The sequence below is a fragment of the Stenotrophomonas sp. SI-NJAU-1 genome, assembly GCF_020883215.1.
Classification (GTDB): domain Bacteria; phylum Pseudomonadota; class Gammaproteobacteria; order Xanthomonadales; family Xanthomonadaceae; genus Stenotrophomonas; species Stenotrophomonas indicatrix.
The window spans coordinates 2057224-2073756 of record NZ_CP086598.1 but is presented as its reverse complement, the minus strand read 5'-3'; the positions used below and the strand labels follow the sequence as shown (position 1 = coordinate 2073756).

The 16533-nt window shown below is 67.3% G+C and carries 12 protein-coding genes and 1 pseudogene; all 13 read left to right on the top strand.

Annotated elements, in window-relative coordinates:
• The first annotated feature begins 1 nt into the window (after position 1).
• Positions 2 to 1828, top strand: coding sequence for a chemotaxis protein CheA (locus LMF57_RS09560; protein ID WP_117310345.1), 1827 nt, complete (start codon positions 2 to 4; stop codon positions 1826 to 1828).
• A gap of 145 nt (positions 1829 to 1973) precedes the next feature.
• Positions 1974 to 2714 (top strand): flagellar motor protein, encoded by a 741-nt coding sequence (locus LMF57_RS09555; protein ID WP_049469710.1) that lies wholly within the window; start codon positions 1974 to 1976, stop codon positions 2712 to 2714.
• A gap of 1 nt (position 2715) precedes the next feature.
• Positions 2716 to 3600, top strand: a pseudogene (gene motD, locus LMF57_RS09550) (flagellar motor protein MotD); the annotation flags it as partial.
• 133 nt (positions 3601 to 3733) lie between these two features.
• The gene (locus LMF57_RS09545) at positions 3734 to 4516 is read left to right on the top strand and encodes a ParA family protein (protein ID WP_032974847.1); all 783 of its coding nucleotides are present in this window, start codon (positions 3734 to 3736) and stop codon (positions 4514 to 4516) included.
• Entirely contained in the window at positions 4513 to 5742 is a 1230-nt protein-coding gene (locus LMF57_RS09540) for a chemotaxis protein CheW (protein ID WP_117310343.1), read from the top strand. The genes LMF57_RS09545 and LMF57_RS09540 overlap by 4 nt, the downstream gene beginning before the upstream one ends.
• Positions 5743 to 5836: 94 nt before the next feature.
• Positions 5837 to 6145, top strand: a complete 309-nt coding sequence (locus tag LMF57_RS09535; RefSeq protein ID WP_059064119.1) for an STAS domain-containing protein — start codon at positions 5837 to 5839, stop codon at positions 6143 to 6145.
• Positions 6142 to 6507: a response regulator gene (locus tag LMF57_RS09530; protein WP_025878971.1), complete on the top strand. Its 366-nt coding sequence runs from the start codon at positions 6142 to 6144 to the stop codon at positions 6505 to 6507. The genes LMF57_RS09535 and LMF57_RS09530 overlap by 4 nt, the downstream gene beginning before the upstream one ends.
• 45 nt (positions 6508 to 6552) lie before the next feature.
• A complete protein-coding gene (locus tag LMF57_RS09525; protein ID WP_025878970.1) occupies positions 6553 to 8532 on the top strand; it encodes a chemotaxis protein CheA in 1980 nt (659 codons plus the stop codon).
• Positions 8533 to 8916: 384 nt separating this feature from the next.
• Complete coding sequence (locus LMF57_RS09520) at positions 8917 to 11163, top strand: methyl-accepting chemotaxis protein (protein ID WP_117310342.1); 2247 nt, start codon at positions 8917 to 8919, stop codon at positions 11161 to 11163.
• A gap of 213 nt (positions 11164 to 11376) precedes the next feature.
• Positions 11377 to 12150 (top strand): flagellar brake protein, encoded by a 774-nt coding sequence (locus LMF57_RS09515; protein ID WP_117310341.1) that lies wholly within the window; start codon positions 11377 to 11379, stop codon positions 12148 to 12150.
• 340 nt (positions 12151 to 12490) lie between these two features.
• A complete protein-coding gene (locus LMF57_RS09510; protein WP_117310340.1) occupies positions 12491 to 12982 on the top strand; it encodes a chemotaxis protein CheW in 492 nt (163 codons plus the stop codon).
• 137 nt (positions 12983 to 13119) lie between these two features.
• Positions 13120 to 13503 (top strand): hypothetical protein, encoded by a 384-nt coding sequence (locus LMF57_RS09505; RefSeq protein WP_025878966.1) that lies wholly within the window; start codon positions 13120 to 13122, stop codon positions 13501 to 13503.
• A gap of 98 nt (positions 13504 to 13601) precedes the next feature.
• Positions 13602 to 15977 carry a methyl-accepting chemotaxis protein gene (locus tag LMF57_RS09500; RefSeq protein WP_208081406.1) on the top strand — a complete coding sequence of 792 codons (2376 nt, stop codon included), beginning with the start codon at positions 13602 to 13604 and terminating at the stop codon, positions 15975 to 15977.
• The last annotated feature ends 556 nt before the right edge of the window (positions 15978 to 16533 follow it).

Here is a 16533-nt window from a genome sequence, read left to right as displayed (position 1 = left end):
CATGGGCGCAGTAGCCGACGACATCACTGCCGATTTCATCATCGAGGCCCAGGAAATCCTGGATCGCCTCGGCGAACAGCTGGTGTCGCTGGAACAGGCACCGCAGGACAATGAACAGCTCAACGCCGTATTCCGTGGCTACCACACGCTGAAAGGCGGCGCAGGTTTCCTCGGCATCACCGCGATGGTCGAGCTGTGCCACGCCGCCGAGGAAGCACTGGGCGCTGCGCGTGCCGGCCAGGCCGTCCTGCAGGCGCATCACTTCGATGCCGCCCAGCAGTCACTGGATTATCTGCAGTCGATGCTTGACGCGGTATCTTCGGGCACCGAACCGGGTTTTGCCCCGCCCGAGCTGGTCGCCCAGTTCGACGTGCATGGCGGTGGCGCTGCCGCACCTGCCGCCGCGACGCCGAGTGCGGGCGGCGGCGACCTGATCACCGACGACGAATTCGAGGCGCTGCTCGACCAGCTGCACGGCGGCAAGGCACCGACAACCGTGGCGGCGGCAAAGAAGGCCGACGACATGATCAGCGAGGACGAGTTCGAGGCATTGCTCGACCAGCTGCATGGCGGCGCCGCCCCGGGCAGCACCCCCACCGCAGCGGTTGTCGCCGTACCGGCACCGCGACCGGCGCCCTCACCGGCCCCGCCCGCTGCCAAGCCCGCACCCAACAAGCCTGTCGCCGAAGCCGAACACACCGTGCGTGTGGACACCAAGCGCCTGGATGCCATCGTCAACCTGATCGGCGAACTGGTGTTGTCACGAAACCGGCTGAAGACGCTGCGCGCACGCCTGCGCGATGAAGAGCTGGACCGCGCCGTGTCCACGCTGGATATCGCCACCGCGCGCCTGCAGTCGGCGGTGATGCGCACCCGCATGCAGCCGGTCGGCAAGGTGTTCTCGCGCTTCCCGAAGGTGGCGCGCGACGTTGCGCGTTCGCTGAAGAAGGAAGTGGATCTGGAACTGATCGGCGCCGAAACCGAGCTCGACCGCAACCTGGTCGAAGCGCTGGCCGACCCGCTGGTGCACCTGGTCCGCAACGCCATCGACCATGGCGTGGAAATGCCTGACCTGCGCGAAGCGCAGGGCAAGCCGCGGATGGGCCACGTGCGCCTGTCGGCGCAGCAGGAAGGCGACTACGTCAGCATCGAAGTGCAGGACGACGGTGCCGGCATCGATCCGGAAAAGCTGCGCGCCAAGGCGCGCGAGAAGGGCCTGATCGACCCGGAAGCCGCCGCCCGCCTGAGCAGCGAGGAATGCCTGCACCTGGTGTTCCTGCCGGGGTTCTCGACCAAGCAGCAGGTCACCGACATTTCCGGCCGCGGCGTCGGCATGGACGTGGTGCAGTCGCGCATCCGCGAGCTGAGCGGGCAGATACAGATCCAGTCGGAACTGGGCCGCGGCAGCCGCTTCATGATCCGCGTACCGCTGACCTTGGCGATCCTGCCGACCCTGCTGGTGCAGGCCGGCGAAGACGTCTACGCGCTGCCGCTGGCCCGTGTGATGGAAGTGCTGCATGCACCGCGCACCTCCTTGGGCTGGTTCGATGGTCGTGCCGTGCTGGACCGTCGCTCGCACACGTTGCCGCTGGTGGACCTGCGGCAATGGCTGGATGTGACGCCGGCCGCCTCGCCCCTGCTGACCATCGTCGTGCTGCAGGCCGGTGAAGCGCGCTTCGGGCTGGTGGTGGACCAGGTGCGCGGGCGTGAGGAAGTGGTCATCAAGCCCCTGCCCAAGGCGCTGCGCGGCCTGCGTGGTTATGCCGGTGCAACCTTGATCGGCGATGGTCGCATGGCCCTGATCCTGGACGTGGACGGACTGCGCTAAGCCTGCCGGGCATGGCCCGGCGCTACCGGAAACGGCCCCGCAGGGTAGCGCCGGGCCATGCCCGGCGACCCGAAAACTGTGACTACCGTCTGTACACGACCTCCCGGTGTCTCAAGTCCCATTCATACAAGCCGATACCGGACCCATGGATAGACTCAGCCTCATTGGACTTTTCCTCGCCCTGGCCTCGCTGGTCGGTGGCAGCATCCTCAAGGGCGCCGGCCTGGCGTCGCTGTGGTCGCCTGCGGCGTTCGTGATCGTCATCGTCGGCACCATCGCCGCCATCCTGCTGCACACCTCGCCAGCGGTGTTCAAGCACGCCTTCAGGATCGTGCGCTGGGTCGTGCGGCCGCCGCACAGCGACCGTCGTGAACTGATCCAGCAGATCGTGGAGTGGAGCAACATCGCCCGCCGCCAGGGCCTGCTCGGCCTGGAATCGCAGGTGGAAGCACAGCAGGACCCGTTCCTGCGCAAGGGCCTGCAGCTGCTGGTGGACGGCGTTGAACCCGAATCGATCCGGCACATGCTGGAGATCGAACTGGGCAGCCAGGAGCACCAGGACCAGGCCGCTGCCAAGGTGTTTGAAAGCATGGGCATCTATGCACCCACGCTGGGCATCATCGGCGCCGTGCTCGGCCTGATCGCGGTGATGAAGAACCTCGCCGACCCGAGCAAGCTCGGCCACGGCATCGCCGCCGCGTTCACCGCCACCATCTACGGCATCGCCTCGGCCAACCTGCTGTTCCTGCCCATCGCCGCCAAGCTGAAGGGCGTCATCGCCCATTCCAGCCGCGACCGCGAAATGGTCATCGAAGGCCTGATCTCGATTGCCCAGGGCGAGAACCCGCGCAACATCGAAACCAACCTCTCCGGCTTCCTGCACTGACATGGCCCGCCGCAAGCACCACGAAGAGCACGCCAATCACGAGGCATGGGCCATCCCCTATGCCGACCTGATGACGCTGCTGCTCGCCTTCTTCGTGGTCATGTACGCGATTTCCTCGGTCAACGAGGGCAAGTACCGGATCATGGCCGACGCCCTCACCGACGCCTTCGGTGGTGCGCCGCGCACCATCAATCCGGTGCAGGTGGGCAACAAGCAGGTGCAGGGCGGCGGCTGGGACAGCCCGTCGGTGATCAAGTCCGGCACCAGGATCGGGCCGTCCGCTCCCGCGCCCTCGCATGACCCCACCCTGCTGCCGGCGATGGCCTCGCAGATGCGCATGCCGGTGTCGGTGCACAACCAGGAACAGATCGCGCGCGCCGAGCGCCAGCTCAACAGCATCGCCGACCGCCTGACCGCCGCGCTGGCGCCACTGATCGACCGCGGCATGATCAGCGTGCGCCGTACCGAACTGTGGATCGAAGTGGAGATCAACAGCGACATCCTGTTCCCGACCGGCTCGGCGGCGCTGGACGTGCATGCGCGCGACACCCTGGCCAGCCTGGCCGGCGTGCTGCGCGACGTGCCCAACAGCGTGCGCGTGGAAGGCCACACCGACAACGTGCCGATCGCCACCGCCACCTTCCCGTCCAACTGGGAACTGTCGGCCGGGCGCGCGGCCAGCGTGGTGCATCTGTTTGCCGACCAGGGGCTGCAGCCGTCGCGGCTGGCGATGGTCGGCTACGGCCAGTTCCGCCCACGCGAAGACAACGACAGCGCACAGGGCCGCAATCGCAACCGGCGGGTGATGGTCATCATCCTGGCCGACACCAGTCATTCGGTGGACCCGCTCGGCGAACGCCTGAATGCCGCCACTGGCGCTGCCGGCGGCGCCAGCGAACAGGCCGCCGCAGCATCGGTCACCACCCCCACTTCCCCCATCGCACCGGTGCAGTTGCCACCGGTGCCGGCTGGCAGCCGTGTCGGCGCCGCCGTTCCCCCGGCAATGAAGGAGTAATCCGATGCGCATCTGGGCAGTCGCCAACCAGAAGGGCGGAGTCGGCAAGACCACCACCACCCTCGCCCTCGGTCGCGGCCTGGCCGCGCTCGGCCACCGCGTGCTGCTGATCGATCTCGATCCGCATGCCTCGCTGACCCGCGCCTTCGGCGTGCCGATCGAGCCGGCACCGGCCGGCGTGCTGGAACTGTTCGGCGCACCGCCAGCCGACCTGTCCGCGCTCAGCCATGCCAGCAACATCGGCGGACTCGATTACGTGTGCGCGCAGGCCTCGCTGGCCACGCTGGAACGACGCAGCGCCAACCAGCCCGGCCTCGGCCTGGCCCTGCAGAACGCGCTCGCCCGCCACCAGGGCCAGCACGACTACATCCTGCTGGACTGCGCACCGACCCTGGGCCTGCTGATGATCAATGCGCTGGCCGCGGCCGATCGCCTGATCATTCCCACCCAGGCCGAGCCGTTGGCCCTGCACGGCCTGGATGGCATGGTCCGCACCGGCGAGATGGTCGAGCGTTCGCGCCGCCGGCCGCTGCCGATCTCGATCCTGCCGACGCTGTTCGACCGCCGCACCCGCACCGGCAATGAATCGCTGCGCGCCATGCAGGACCGCCACGCAAGCCGCGTCTGGGAAGACGCGATTCCGATCGACACCCGGATCAGCAACGCGGCCGGCCTGACCCTGCCGAGCATCGGCGAGGACTATCCGGGACGCGGCCTGGCGGCCTATCGGCGTGCGTTGAACTGGATCCTCGGTGAGGACGCACGTGCCCTGGAGCAGGCGGCATGAACACCACCGGCATGCTGGACGACTATCTGGACGAGCTGCTCGGCGACATTGCCGTCGCACCGGTCGCCGCTGACGCCGCGCCACGCCCGACGAGCGCAGCAGCCGACGGCGAGCGCGAGCCGACCTGGGACGATCTGCCGGCAGAAGTGATCTACGAAACCGACGCCGTCGCAGCCGCCCCGGCCAGCGACGATGCTTCGCTCGAAGCCGCCTTCGACGCCGCCAACCTGCCTGCGGTCGACACCGAACGCGAGCCGACCTGGGACGATCTGCCGGCCGAAGTGATCTACGAAACCGACGCCGTCGCAGTGGCCCCGGCCAGCGACGATGCTTCGCTCGAAGCCGCCTTCGATGCTGCTGCCGCACCTGCCGCCGACGCCGACCGCGAGCCCACCTGGGATGACCTGCCGGCCGAGGTCGTCCATGAAGCCGCGCCCGTGGCCATTGCCGTTGTCGCACCGCCCGCGCCGGAACCTACCTGGGATGACCTGCCGGACGAAGTGATCTACGAAACCGACGCCGCCGACAGCCTGGCGCACACCGACAGCCCTGGATTGCAGGCCGCCTTCGAAGCCGCCGCCGACGGCGAAGTGGTTGCTGACATCGCTGCGCCGGCCGTTGCCAAGGCCGTCGCGCGCCCCGCAGCAGCACCGATGCCATCGATGACCCGCGCCGCCGTCGCACCGCCACCACGGCTCGCGGTGGACACCCCCTCCAGCAACCGCCCCGGCTCCTGGCAGGAGCTGCAGGCCCAGGCGCATCAGCCCGCCAGCAGCCCGCATCCGCAGAACCGCCGCGCCGCTGAACGCACGTCGCGTTGGCTGCGCCTGCGCTGCGGCGCCCAGGCCTACGCGCTGGAACTGCTGAAGGTGCAGGAAGTGGTGCTGCCGGTGCCGTTGCTGCCATTGCGCGGCACTGCCCCGGCAATGCTCGGCATCATGAACCTGCGTGGCCAGGTGGTGCCGGTGATGGATCTCGGCCTGCACCTGGGTGCGGCCTCCGCCGAGGATGACGCACAGACCCGCATTGTCGTGCTTGAAGAGAACGGCGAGACCCTGGGCCTGCGTGTGTCGGCCGTGGAGGACGTGGCCAACCTGACCGACTCGCAGATCGAGCCACCCGATACCGCCCGCATCTGCCAGATCTCCAATGAACTGTTCCGTGGCGTGGCCCGCATCAGCCAGCGGCCGATGATCCTGCTCGACGCCACGCAGCTGCTGGGGTGAATCCGTGCTCTGAATCGGTGCACGGCGCCGATACCCCTAAAGAACCGCCCCACGGTGCCGTTATGAATGCTGGAACCGTTTGTCCGGAGCAACGATGAGCACTGTCGAACTGGGTGAGGATCTCGGCATCGAGAGCAGCACCGAGCTCAAGAACCGCCTTTCGCCCTTGGTGGCGGAAGCAGGCGAGCTGACCCTGGATGCAAGCCAGGTCGGCCGCATCCACACCGCCAGCGTGCAGGTGCTGTGCGCCTTCGTGCAGGCCCGCCGCGAGGCAGGCCTGGGCACCGGCTTCCACGGTTGCACTGCAACCTTCCGTGACGCTGCACGCCTGTTGGGCGTCACCCAGGCCCTGGGCCTGGACGTACCCCATGACAACCTGAAATCTGTGGAGAACGCTGCATGAGCGCACGTATCTTGGTGGTGGACGATTCGGCGTCGATGCGCCAGATGGTTTCCTTCGCCCTCACCTCGGCCGGTTTTGCCGTCGAAGAAGCTGAAGACGGCGCGGTCGCGCTCGGACGTGCCAAGGGCCAGCGCTTCAATGCGGTGGTCACCGACGTCAACATGCCGAACATGGACGGCATCGCGCTGATCCGCGAACTGCGCCAGCTGCCGGACTACAAGTTCACGCCGATGCTGATGCTGACCACCGAGTCGGCAGCGGACAAGAAGTCCGAAGGCAAGGCCGCCGGTGCCACCGGCTGGCTGGTCAAGCCGTTCAATCCCGAACAGCTGGTCGCCACCGTGCAGAAAGTGCTGGGCTGATCGCCCCGCACTGCTCCCCCTCTTCGCTTCCGGATTGCCACTGCCATGAGCATGGACCTGCAACGCTTCCACGCCACCTTCTTCGAGGAGAGCCGCGAAGGCCTCGACGCCATGGAGGCTGGCCTGCTGGCCCTGGAATCGGGACAACAGGACCCGGAGATCATCAACTCGGTGTTCCGTGCCGCCCACTCCATCAAGGGTGGCGCAGGCACGTTCGGCTTCGATGCCATCGCCGGGCTGACCCACGTGCTGGAAACGCTGCTCGATGAGCTGCGGGCCGGCAAGCGCGCACTGGAAGGCAACGCCGTCGATGCGATGCTGTCGTCGGTGGACGTACTGCGCGCCCTGTTGCGCGAGGCCGAGCACGGCCAGCCCGCCGATCCTGCAGCGGTCGCTGCGGTGAAGGCGCGCCTGGAAGCGGTGCTGTCCGGCCAGGCACCCGCCGCCGCTGCACCCGCTGCCGCCAGCAAGGTGGACGACACGCCGGAAGCCTGGCAGATCGGCTTCACCCCGGCGCCGTCACTGTTCATGAGTGGCAACGACCCGTTGCGCATCATCCGCGAACTGGAACACCTGGGTTCGCTGCAGGTGGCCGCGCGCATGGATCGCCTGCCCGGCTTCGCCCAGCTCGACCCGCTCGAAGCCCACCTGGCGTGGGACCTGGGCCTGGTCGGCAAGGTGCCGCGGAGCAAGATCGAAGACACCTTCGCCTGGGTGCTGGACGACTGCGAACTGGACATCCGTCCGGCCGCACCGCCAAGCCTGGCCACCCAGGCACCGGCCGCCGCGCCGGTCGCTGCCCCTGCGCCCGCCGCTGCCGCACCGACGGCCAGCACCGGGGCCAGCCAGGAAGCAGAAACCTCCATCCGTGTCAGCGTCGACAAGGTCGATGCACTGATCAACCTGGTCGGTGAACTGGTCATCACCCAGGCCATGCTCAAGCAGGTTTCGCACGCGCTGGACCCGGTGCATGCCGAGAGCCTGTTCGCCGGCCTCGACCTGCTTGAACGCAATACCCGTGACCTGCAGGAGGCTGTGATCGGCGTGCGCATGCTGCCGGTCGACGCAGTGTTCCGCCGCTTCCCACGCCTGGTCCGCGACCTGTCCGGCCGCCTGGGCAAGCACGTGCGCCTGCGCACCATCGGCGAAGGCACCGAGCTGGACAAGGGCCTGATCGAGAAGATCGCCGATCCGCTGGTGCATCTGGTCCGCAATTCCATCGACCACGGCCTGGAAATGCCGGACGTGCGTCGCGATGCCGGCAAGGACGAGACCGGCACGATCACCTTGGCCGCTTCGCACCAGGGCGGTCATATCGTCATCGAAGTCAGCGACGATGGCCGCGGCCTGAACCGCGAGAAGATCCTGGCCAAGGCGCAGGAACGGGGCCTGGCCGTACCGGACAACCCCACCGACTCGCAGGTCTGGGACCTGATCTTCCAGCCCGGCTTCTCCACCGCCGATGCGGTCACCGACCTGTCCGGCCGCGGCGTGGGCATGGACGTGGTCCGCCGCAACATCCAGGCGCTCGGTGGCGAGGTGCAGATTGAAAGTGGCCTCGGCACCGGCACCCGTACGCTGATCCGGCTGCCGTTGACCCTGGCCATCCTCGACGGCATGACCGTGGCGGTGGCCGGCGAAACCCTGATCCTGCCGCTGGCCTACGTGCTTGAAGCACTGCAGCCGCAGCCTGACGACATCCGCAGCATGGCCGGCGAAGGCCGCGTGCTGCGCGTGCGCGGCGAATACCTGCCGATCCTGTCGCTGAGCGAGTACTACGGCTATGGCCAGCGTGCACCCGGCAGTGAATCGCTGGTGGTGGTGGTTGAAGGCGATGGCCAGAAGATCGCGCTGGAAGTGGACGAACTGGTCGGCCAGCAGCAGGTCGTGGTGAAGAACATCGAGAACAACTACCGCCGCATCGGCGGAGTCTCCGGTGCCACCATCCTCGGCGATGGCCGCGTCGCCCTGATCGTCGACATCGGCGGCCTGGTGCGTTCGCTGCGGGTGCCGCAGGCCGCCTGAGCTGCGCTACACGTTGTACCTGACCGCCGCCCTCCGGGGCGGCGGTTTTCGTTTGCGCGCGGGCACGGCAACAATCGTACCCACGCGCAACGCGGCGGCGCCGACAACCGTGAACTCCGTCTTGCTGCACCGTGAACCCGATCGGCGGCTTGGTTTCACCTGAAACCGCGCCATCAGTGCAGAAGGCCCGCCGCTGCGTGCTTTCCGTTGGTTTCCCCTACGCCAGCGAATGTGACATCGGTCCATAAAGTACGGCGCAGCTGCGCCGCTATCTCGGGTTGACGGCAGTCACCGATCCTTCACCCGACACCACCGTTCCCTCCTGCAACGACCTTTTGCCTGCGGCGCCGCCGCCGGTATTCTGCCCACCTTGGAGCACCCTGCATGAAGTGGTTCCACGATCTGCCCATCGCCCGCAAGCTGGCTGTGGGATTCACCCTGACCACCCTGATGACCGTCGTGCTGGGTGCGTTCGCCCTGGTCCGCCTGTCCGAAGCCAACGCCAAGCTGACCTCGATGGCGACCAACGACATTCCATCGGTGCAGTACCTGGGTGAAGTGCGCTCGCAGCTGGGTGAGTTCCGCACCTATGAGCTGGCCCAGATCAGCATGCTGGACCAGCCGGAGAAGGTCGCCGACTACAACAAGCGCATGAACGACACCGCTGCAGTGGTGCGCGAGCAGCTGACGGCCTATGCCAAGCTGCCGGCCGGCGACAAGGAACGCGCGCTGTACCAGACCGTGCAGGCCGACGTCGATGGCTACTTCGCCGCCAATGCCAAGCTGCGTGAAGCGGCTACCGCCGGTGATGGCGAAGCGGCCCGGCAGATTTCCGACGAGCAGTCCCGCCCACTGCGTCGCAAGGCGTTCGAAGACCTGAAGGCGCTGGGTGCGCTGCTGGGTACCCAGATGCAGGGCAAGATCGACGACGCCAACGCGACCCACCGCAACAGCATGCTGGCCATCATCGCCGCCATCGTGCTGCTGGTGGTGGTCGCCGCGACCCTGGCCGTGATCATCTCGCGCGCCGTGGTCGGCCCGCTGGGCAAAGCCGTGCATGCCATCCAAGCCGTCGCCCGCGGCGATCTCAGCGTCACCACCCAGGCCACCGGCAAGGATGAGGCGGGCCGCATGCTGGCGGCTACCGCGGAGATGACCGCGATGCTGCGTCGCTTCTCCGAGCAGACCCAGCTGATGGCACAGATGCATGCCGGCCCCGATATCAGCCACCGCATTCCGGAAGACTTCCCGGGCGTCTATGGCCAGCTCGCCGGCGGCATCAACACGGTGATCTTCGAACACCTCGATGCGATCCGTGATGCCATCGATGTGCTCAACCAGTACGCCACCGGCAACCTCACCCCCGATGCGCGCCGGTTGCCGGGCAGCCGCGCGATCCTGCACGAATCGATGGATGCGGCCAAGGCCAGCCTGCTGGCCATCAACACGCAGATCCAGCACCTGGCATCGGCCGCCGCCGCCGGCGACTTCAGCCAGCGCGGCGATGCACACCGCTTCGATCACGATTTCCGCGTGATGATCGAGCAGCTCAACAGCATGATGGAGGTCGCCGACGGCAATCTTGGCCAGCTGTCGCAGCTGCTGCAGTCCATCGCCGCGGGCGACCTGACCGCACGCATGGACGGCCAGTTCCACGGCGTGTTCGCCCGCATGCGTGACGATGCCAACACCACCGTCGCCCAGTTGACCCAGATCGTCAGCCAGATCCAGGCCAGCACCTCGAGCATCACCCTGGCCTCGGGCGAAATCGCCTCGGGCAACAGTGACCTGTCGCGCCGTACCGAACAGCAGGCGGCCAACCTGGAAGAAACCGCCGCCTCGATGGAGGAACTGACCTCCACCGTGCGCCAGAACGCCGAACATGCGCGCCAGGCCAACCAGCTCGCCATCGGTGCGCATGGCGTGGCCTCGCAGGGCGGTGAAGTGGTCGGCCAGGTGGTCACCACCATGTCGGCCATCGAAGCGTCCTCGAAGAAGATCGCCGAGATCATCTCGGTCATCGACGGCATCGCCTTCCAGACCAACATCCTGGCGCTCAATGCCGCAGTGGAAGCGGCCCGTGCCGGCGAACAGGGCCGTGGCTTTGCCGTGGTCGCCAGCGAGGTGCGCACTCTCGCCCAGCGCTCGGCCGCCGCCGCCAAGGAGATCAAGGGGCTGATCGACGACTCGGTCGGCAAGGTCGCCGAGGGTTCCAGCCTGGTCCACCAGGCCGGCAGCACCATGGGCGAGATCGTCGCGTCGGTGCAGCGCGTGACCGACATCATGGCCGAGATCTCCGCCGCCTCGCAGGAACAGTCGGCCGGCATCGAGCAGGTCAACCAGACCGTGGTGCAGATGGACGAAACCACCCAGCAGAACGCCGCGCTGGTGGAAGAAGCCACCGCTGCAGCACGGGCGATGGAAGACCAGGCCGCACAGCTGGGCGAGGCCGTCGCACGCTTCCGCCTGGCCGCACCGAGCGCGGGCAATGCGATCCCGCGCGCAGCCATGGCCGTGGCCGGCAGTGCTCCGCGCAAGGCGGCGCCCGCATCCATCGCCGCACCTGCGCGCGTACGCAAGCCCGTTGCGCAGCCGGCCCTGGCCGGTGACGGCGACTGGCAGGAGTTCTGATCGCAGCATCGGGGTGGCCGCGCGCCACCCCGTCAGCGGAAAGGCAGCGCCGGGCCATGCCCGGCCCGGGCACCACGCTTGCCCGACCGCCGCGGGCATGGCACAACGGAGCAAACGAGTGCGTTCGGTGCTACATAAATCCGCAACGCAGCCGATACCTCTTTCGAGCCACGTGCCCACACGCGTCGGCGCCCGCCCCTGACCACAGATTCCATGTCCGACGGCCACGACACTGCACTGCCCGAAGTCCATGCGGCCGACGCCGCGGATGATCGCTTTCTGGTCCGCAACCCGCGCCAGGTGCGGCAGCTGCTGCGTTCGCTGATCGAGCAGCGATCACTGATCAACGCCCATATCGACGGCCGCGATCGCTCCTTCCCCACCGCCCTGCTGGAACTGGACGACGACGAGGATTTCCTGCTGCTCGATGGCAGCCCGCAGGAGGCCTCCAACCGCGCCGCCGAACAGTCCGACCACCTGCTCTGCTTCGCCCAGCTGGAACGGGTACTGGTGCGTTTCCGCCTGCATGACCTGCAGCGCGTGGACAACGAGGGCCATGTTGCGTTCCGTGCACCGCTGCCCGATGAACTGGTGCACCTGCAGCGGCGCGAGCTGTACCGGCTGGAAACCCCCATCACCGACTCACCGCAATTGCTGCTGCCACCGGGCGAGGCCCGCGCCGAAGCCTTCTCGATGCGGGTGGTGGACATCAGTGGCGGCGGCCTGGCGGTAACCGTTCCCACCGACTGCGCCATCTTCAGCCTGCAGCAGCGCTACCGGGCGCAGCTGTCGATGCCCGATGGCCCGGACCTGCAGATCGAACTGGTGGTCTGCAACCTGCTGCCGCAACGCCTGCCCAACGGCACCGAAGTCAAGCGCGTCGGCATGCGCTTCGACGACCTGCCTCGCGGTGGCGACAGCGCCATCCAGCGCTACATCTTCCGCATCGACCGCCAGCGCAAGGCACGCCGCAACGGCGAGCTCTGACACCCCCACGGCGGGTAGTGCCGGCCGCTGGCCGGCAACCTCGAAACCGCGTGGATACCGGTGCCAGTAGATCCACGCCATGCGTGGATGCATGCCTCCCCGGTAGATCCACGCCATGCGTGGATGCATGCCTCCCCGGTAGATCCACGCCATGCGTGGATGCATGCCTCCCCGGTAGATCCACGCCATGCGTGGATGCAGGATTGCCGGCCAGCGGCCGGCACTACCCCGCCCAGGTGGATCCACGCCATGCGTGGATGCAGGAACTGCCTAAAGTCCCCCACCCAGGGGCCGATATCGAGCCTGACACCGGCACTTCCGGCAGAACCAGGACCCCTCGATGAACGACAAGAACAGCTCCGCCGCCGGCGCCGATGGCGAATTCCTCAGCTTCACCCTCGGCGCCGAGCACTACGGCGTGGATATCCTCAAGGTGCAGGAAATCCGCGGCTACGACGCCGTCACCCGCGTCCCCGATGCGCCCGACTACATCAAGGGTGTCATCAACCTGCGCGGCACCATCGTGCCGGTGATCGACCTGCGCCTGAAACTGCGCCTGGAAGACGCCCGCTACGACGCCTTCACCGTGATGATCGTGCTCAACGTAGAAGACCGCGTGGTCGGCATCGTGGTCGACAGCGTCTCCGACGTGATCCCGCTGTCGGCCGAGCAGATCCGCCCGACCCCGGAATTCGGCGCAGCCGTCGACACCCGCTTCATCTCCGGCATCGGCACCCACGACGACCGCATGCTGATCCTGCTGGATATCGAAACCCTGCTGGACAGCGCCGACATGGGCCAGACCAACGTCGCCGAAGACGCTGCTGCCTGAACAAACGGACCCTCTTCACGTTTCTGTTACGCAGCCCTTCAGTTCCCCTCATCCACGCCGATAGGGGGACAGAAGCCGGTCGCGCAGGAACGCGCCAAGGCCGGATCCACCATCACCATCCCCGGAGAATCACCCCGATGAAGTCCCTGCTTGCGTTCGTTTCGGCTGCCGTCCTGGCCACCACCGCTTCCTCCGCCTTCGCGCAGTCGGCCGAGATGATTCCGCCGGAGATGGCACCGCGCGCCGTCGGCAAGGACGGCATGGTCTGCGGCAAGGTTGAAAAGGCCCGCTTCGCAGAAGGTTCGGAAGGCCAGCCGACCTTCCTGTACATGGGCGGCGCCTTCCCGCGCCACACCTTCTCGGCACGCATCGCCGGCGAGAACCGCGGCAAGTTCTCCTTCCCGCTGGAAACCCTGGAAGGCAAGACCGTGTGCGTGATCGGCAAGATCCAGCGCGACGCCTCGCGCGCGGAAATCGAAGTCAGCTCGCCGTCCAGCCTGAAGCTGGCCAACATCAAGTAATCCGCTGTCCGTCAGACCGCGCCGGCCAGCGTGCCGGCGTGGCTGTTGCAACCGGGCCCCGCGCCCGGCCGCGTCTGCCTTAGGAGATCGCAACGCCCATGCCGTGGATCAACAACCTGAAACTGATGCCGAAGCTCATGCTGACCTTCGGTGTCCTCTTGCTGGTGATGCTGCTGCAGGGCATCGTCGCCTACCGTGGCCTGCATTCGCTGAACAACGTGACCACCGAACTGGCCGGTTCACGGATGGAGAGCATCCGCATGGCCGGCGAGATGCGCGGCATGCTCGGCGAGTACCGCAACAGCGCCTACCAGCAGCTGATCCGCGCCAGCGACGACGTCAAGGCCGACGCCCGCAAGCAGGCCGTGGAACTGCGCACCAGCATGGACAAGTCGATCAAGGACTATCCGAAGCTGGTCGACAACGCACAGCAGAAGAAGCTGTTCGACACCTTCGCCAAGGACTGGAAGGACGCGCTGGCCTCCTATGACAGCGTCACCGAAATGCTGGAGCTGGACCTGCCCGACGATGCGATCGACACCTTCGTCGGCGAGACCCGCACCAAACACCGCAAGGCCGGCGCCGCGCTTGAAGCGCTGATCGCCGAAGACAACCGCCTCGCCCGCGCCTCGCGCGACGAAGCCGCCTCCACCTACTCCGCCTCGGCCGTGCTGACCGTCGTCGCCCTGCTCGGCGGCGCCGCGCTCGGCCTGGTGCTGGTGTGGCTGTTCGCCCGTGCACTGGTCGGCAGCGTGCGTGGCGCCGTCTCGGTGGCCAACGACGTTGCCGGTGGCAAGCTTGATGGCCATATCGACGTCAGCCGCCAGGACGAAGTGGGCGAACTGATGCAGGCCATGCAGCGCATGCAGCGCGACCTGCGCGAGCGCACCGAAACCGACCAGGCCATCGCCCGCGAGAACCTGCGCATCCGCACCGCGCTGGATTACAGCTCGACCGGCGTCTACCTGACCGACCCCAACAACACCATCGTCTACAGCAACCGCGCCCTGCAGCAGACCCTGGCCCAGTACCAGGACGAGCTGCGCCGCGACCTGCCCGACTTCGACGTCCACGCCTCGCTGGTCGGCAAGCCGGTCACCGTGCTTGAACACCGCGGCGAGATGGACAACACCCTGCTGGCCAACCTCAAGCAGCATGGCGTTGCGCGCCGCCCGATGCAGTACGGCGATGCCCAGTTCGCCCAGGTCGTGTCGACCATCCGCAACGAAGACGGCGACACCGTCGGCTACGTGGTGGAATGGCGCGACCGCACCCAGGAAGCGCAGGTCGAGGCGGAAGTGGCACGGGTGATCGCCCAGGCCGCTGCCGGCGACCTGTCCGGCCGCATCGATGCCAACGACAAGGAAGGCTTCTTCCTGCAGCTGGCCCAGCAGATCAACGGCCTGCTGGACGCCAACTCGGGCAGCATCGAACAGATCTCCGGCCTGCTGGCCGCACTGTCGCAGGGCGACCTGACCGTGCGCATGCATGGCGACTACCAGGGCGTGTTCGCCCGTATGCGTGACGATGCCAACGCCACGGCCGCGCAGCTGAGCGAGATCGTCACCCGCATCAAGCAGTCCAGCCGTGCGATCAGCTCGGCCGCCGGTGAAATCGCCTCCGGCAACAGCGACCTGTCGCGCCGCACCGAACAGCAGGCCGCGAACCTGGAAGAAACCGCCGCCTCGATGGAGGAGCTGACTTCCACCGTGCGCCAGAACGCTGAGCACGCACGCCAGGCCAACCAGCTCGCCATCGGCGCGCACGGCGTGGCATCGCAGGGCGGCGAAGTGGTCGGCCAGGTGGTCACCACCATGTCGGCCATCCAGGCCTCGTCGAAGAAGATCGCGGAAATCATCTCGGTCATCGACGGCATTGCCTTCCAGACCAACATCCTGGCGCTGAACGCGGCGGTGGAAGCGGCCCGTGCCGGCGAACAGGGCCGTGGTTTCGCCGTGGTCGCCAGCGAAGTCCGTACCCTCGCCCAGCGTTCGGCCGCCGCCGCCAAGGAGATCAAGGGCCTGATCGACGACTCGGTCGGCAAGGTCAATGATGGTTCGGCGCTGGTGCACAAGGCCGGCGCAACCATGGGCGAGATCGTCGCCTCGGTGCAGCGCGTGACCGACATCATGGCCGAGATCTCCGCCGCCTCGCAGGAGCAGTCCGCCGGCATCGAGCAGGTCAACCAGACCGTGGTGCAGATGGACGAAACCACCCAGCAGAACGCCGCGCTGGTGGAAGAAGCCACCGCCGCCGCACGTGCGATGGAAGAACAGGCGAGCCACCTCAGCGAGGCGGTCTCGATCTTCGTGGTCGACGAAGCCGAAGCCGTGGTCGCCACGCGCGCACCGGCACCACGCGCGCCGGCACCGGCAGCCCCGGCTCCGGCAGCGGCCGCAGCGCCAGCCCGCCGCAGCACTGGCGGCCGCTCCATGGCCACCGAACTGGCTGATGGAGACTGGCAGGAATTCTGATGCCTGCCTGATCTGACGCACGAGAACGCCCTGGCCCCGCGCCGGGGCGTCTTCGTTTACGGGGCATCTGGATATCCAGCCAACGGCGAAGCCCCTCGGGGTGGTCGGTCGAAAAGCTGGGCTGCTGAGGGTTGGCCGTGAGGGTGGGTTGCGCAGGGGACGCCGTGAATACGTCCTTGTAGGCTCGGGCGCGCCATCCATGGCGCTTACGCCCCTGCGCAACCCACCCTCCCGGCCACGGACAGTTTCCGTGCGCGTCCACCCCGGATTGAAGAAAGAAGAGCAGAAGCAACAGCCGCACCGCTTCCGGGGTCGGATCCGTTTCCGCAGGAAAACGGATCCGACCCCTCTCTCCAATTGGAAACCCAACGCTCTTGCTGTCCGACACAGTGGACGACGCGAGGGTTGGGCCGGGGTGGGGTGGCGGGACCGTTGGCGGCAAGGATGGCGCCATCGAGCCCCATGGATGGGTTCATGCGTGTCCTGCCACCCCACCCCGGCCCGACCCAGCACGCAGCAACACAGAGCCGACCAACCTGCCGTTGCCGTTGCCGTT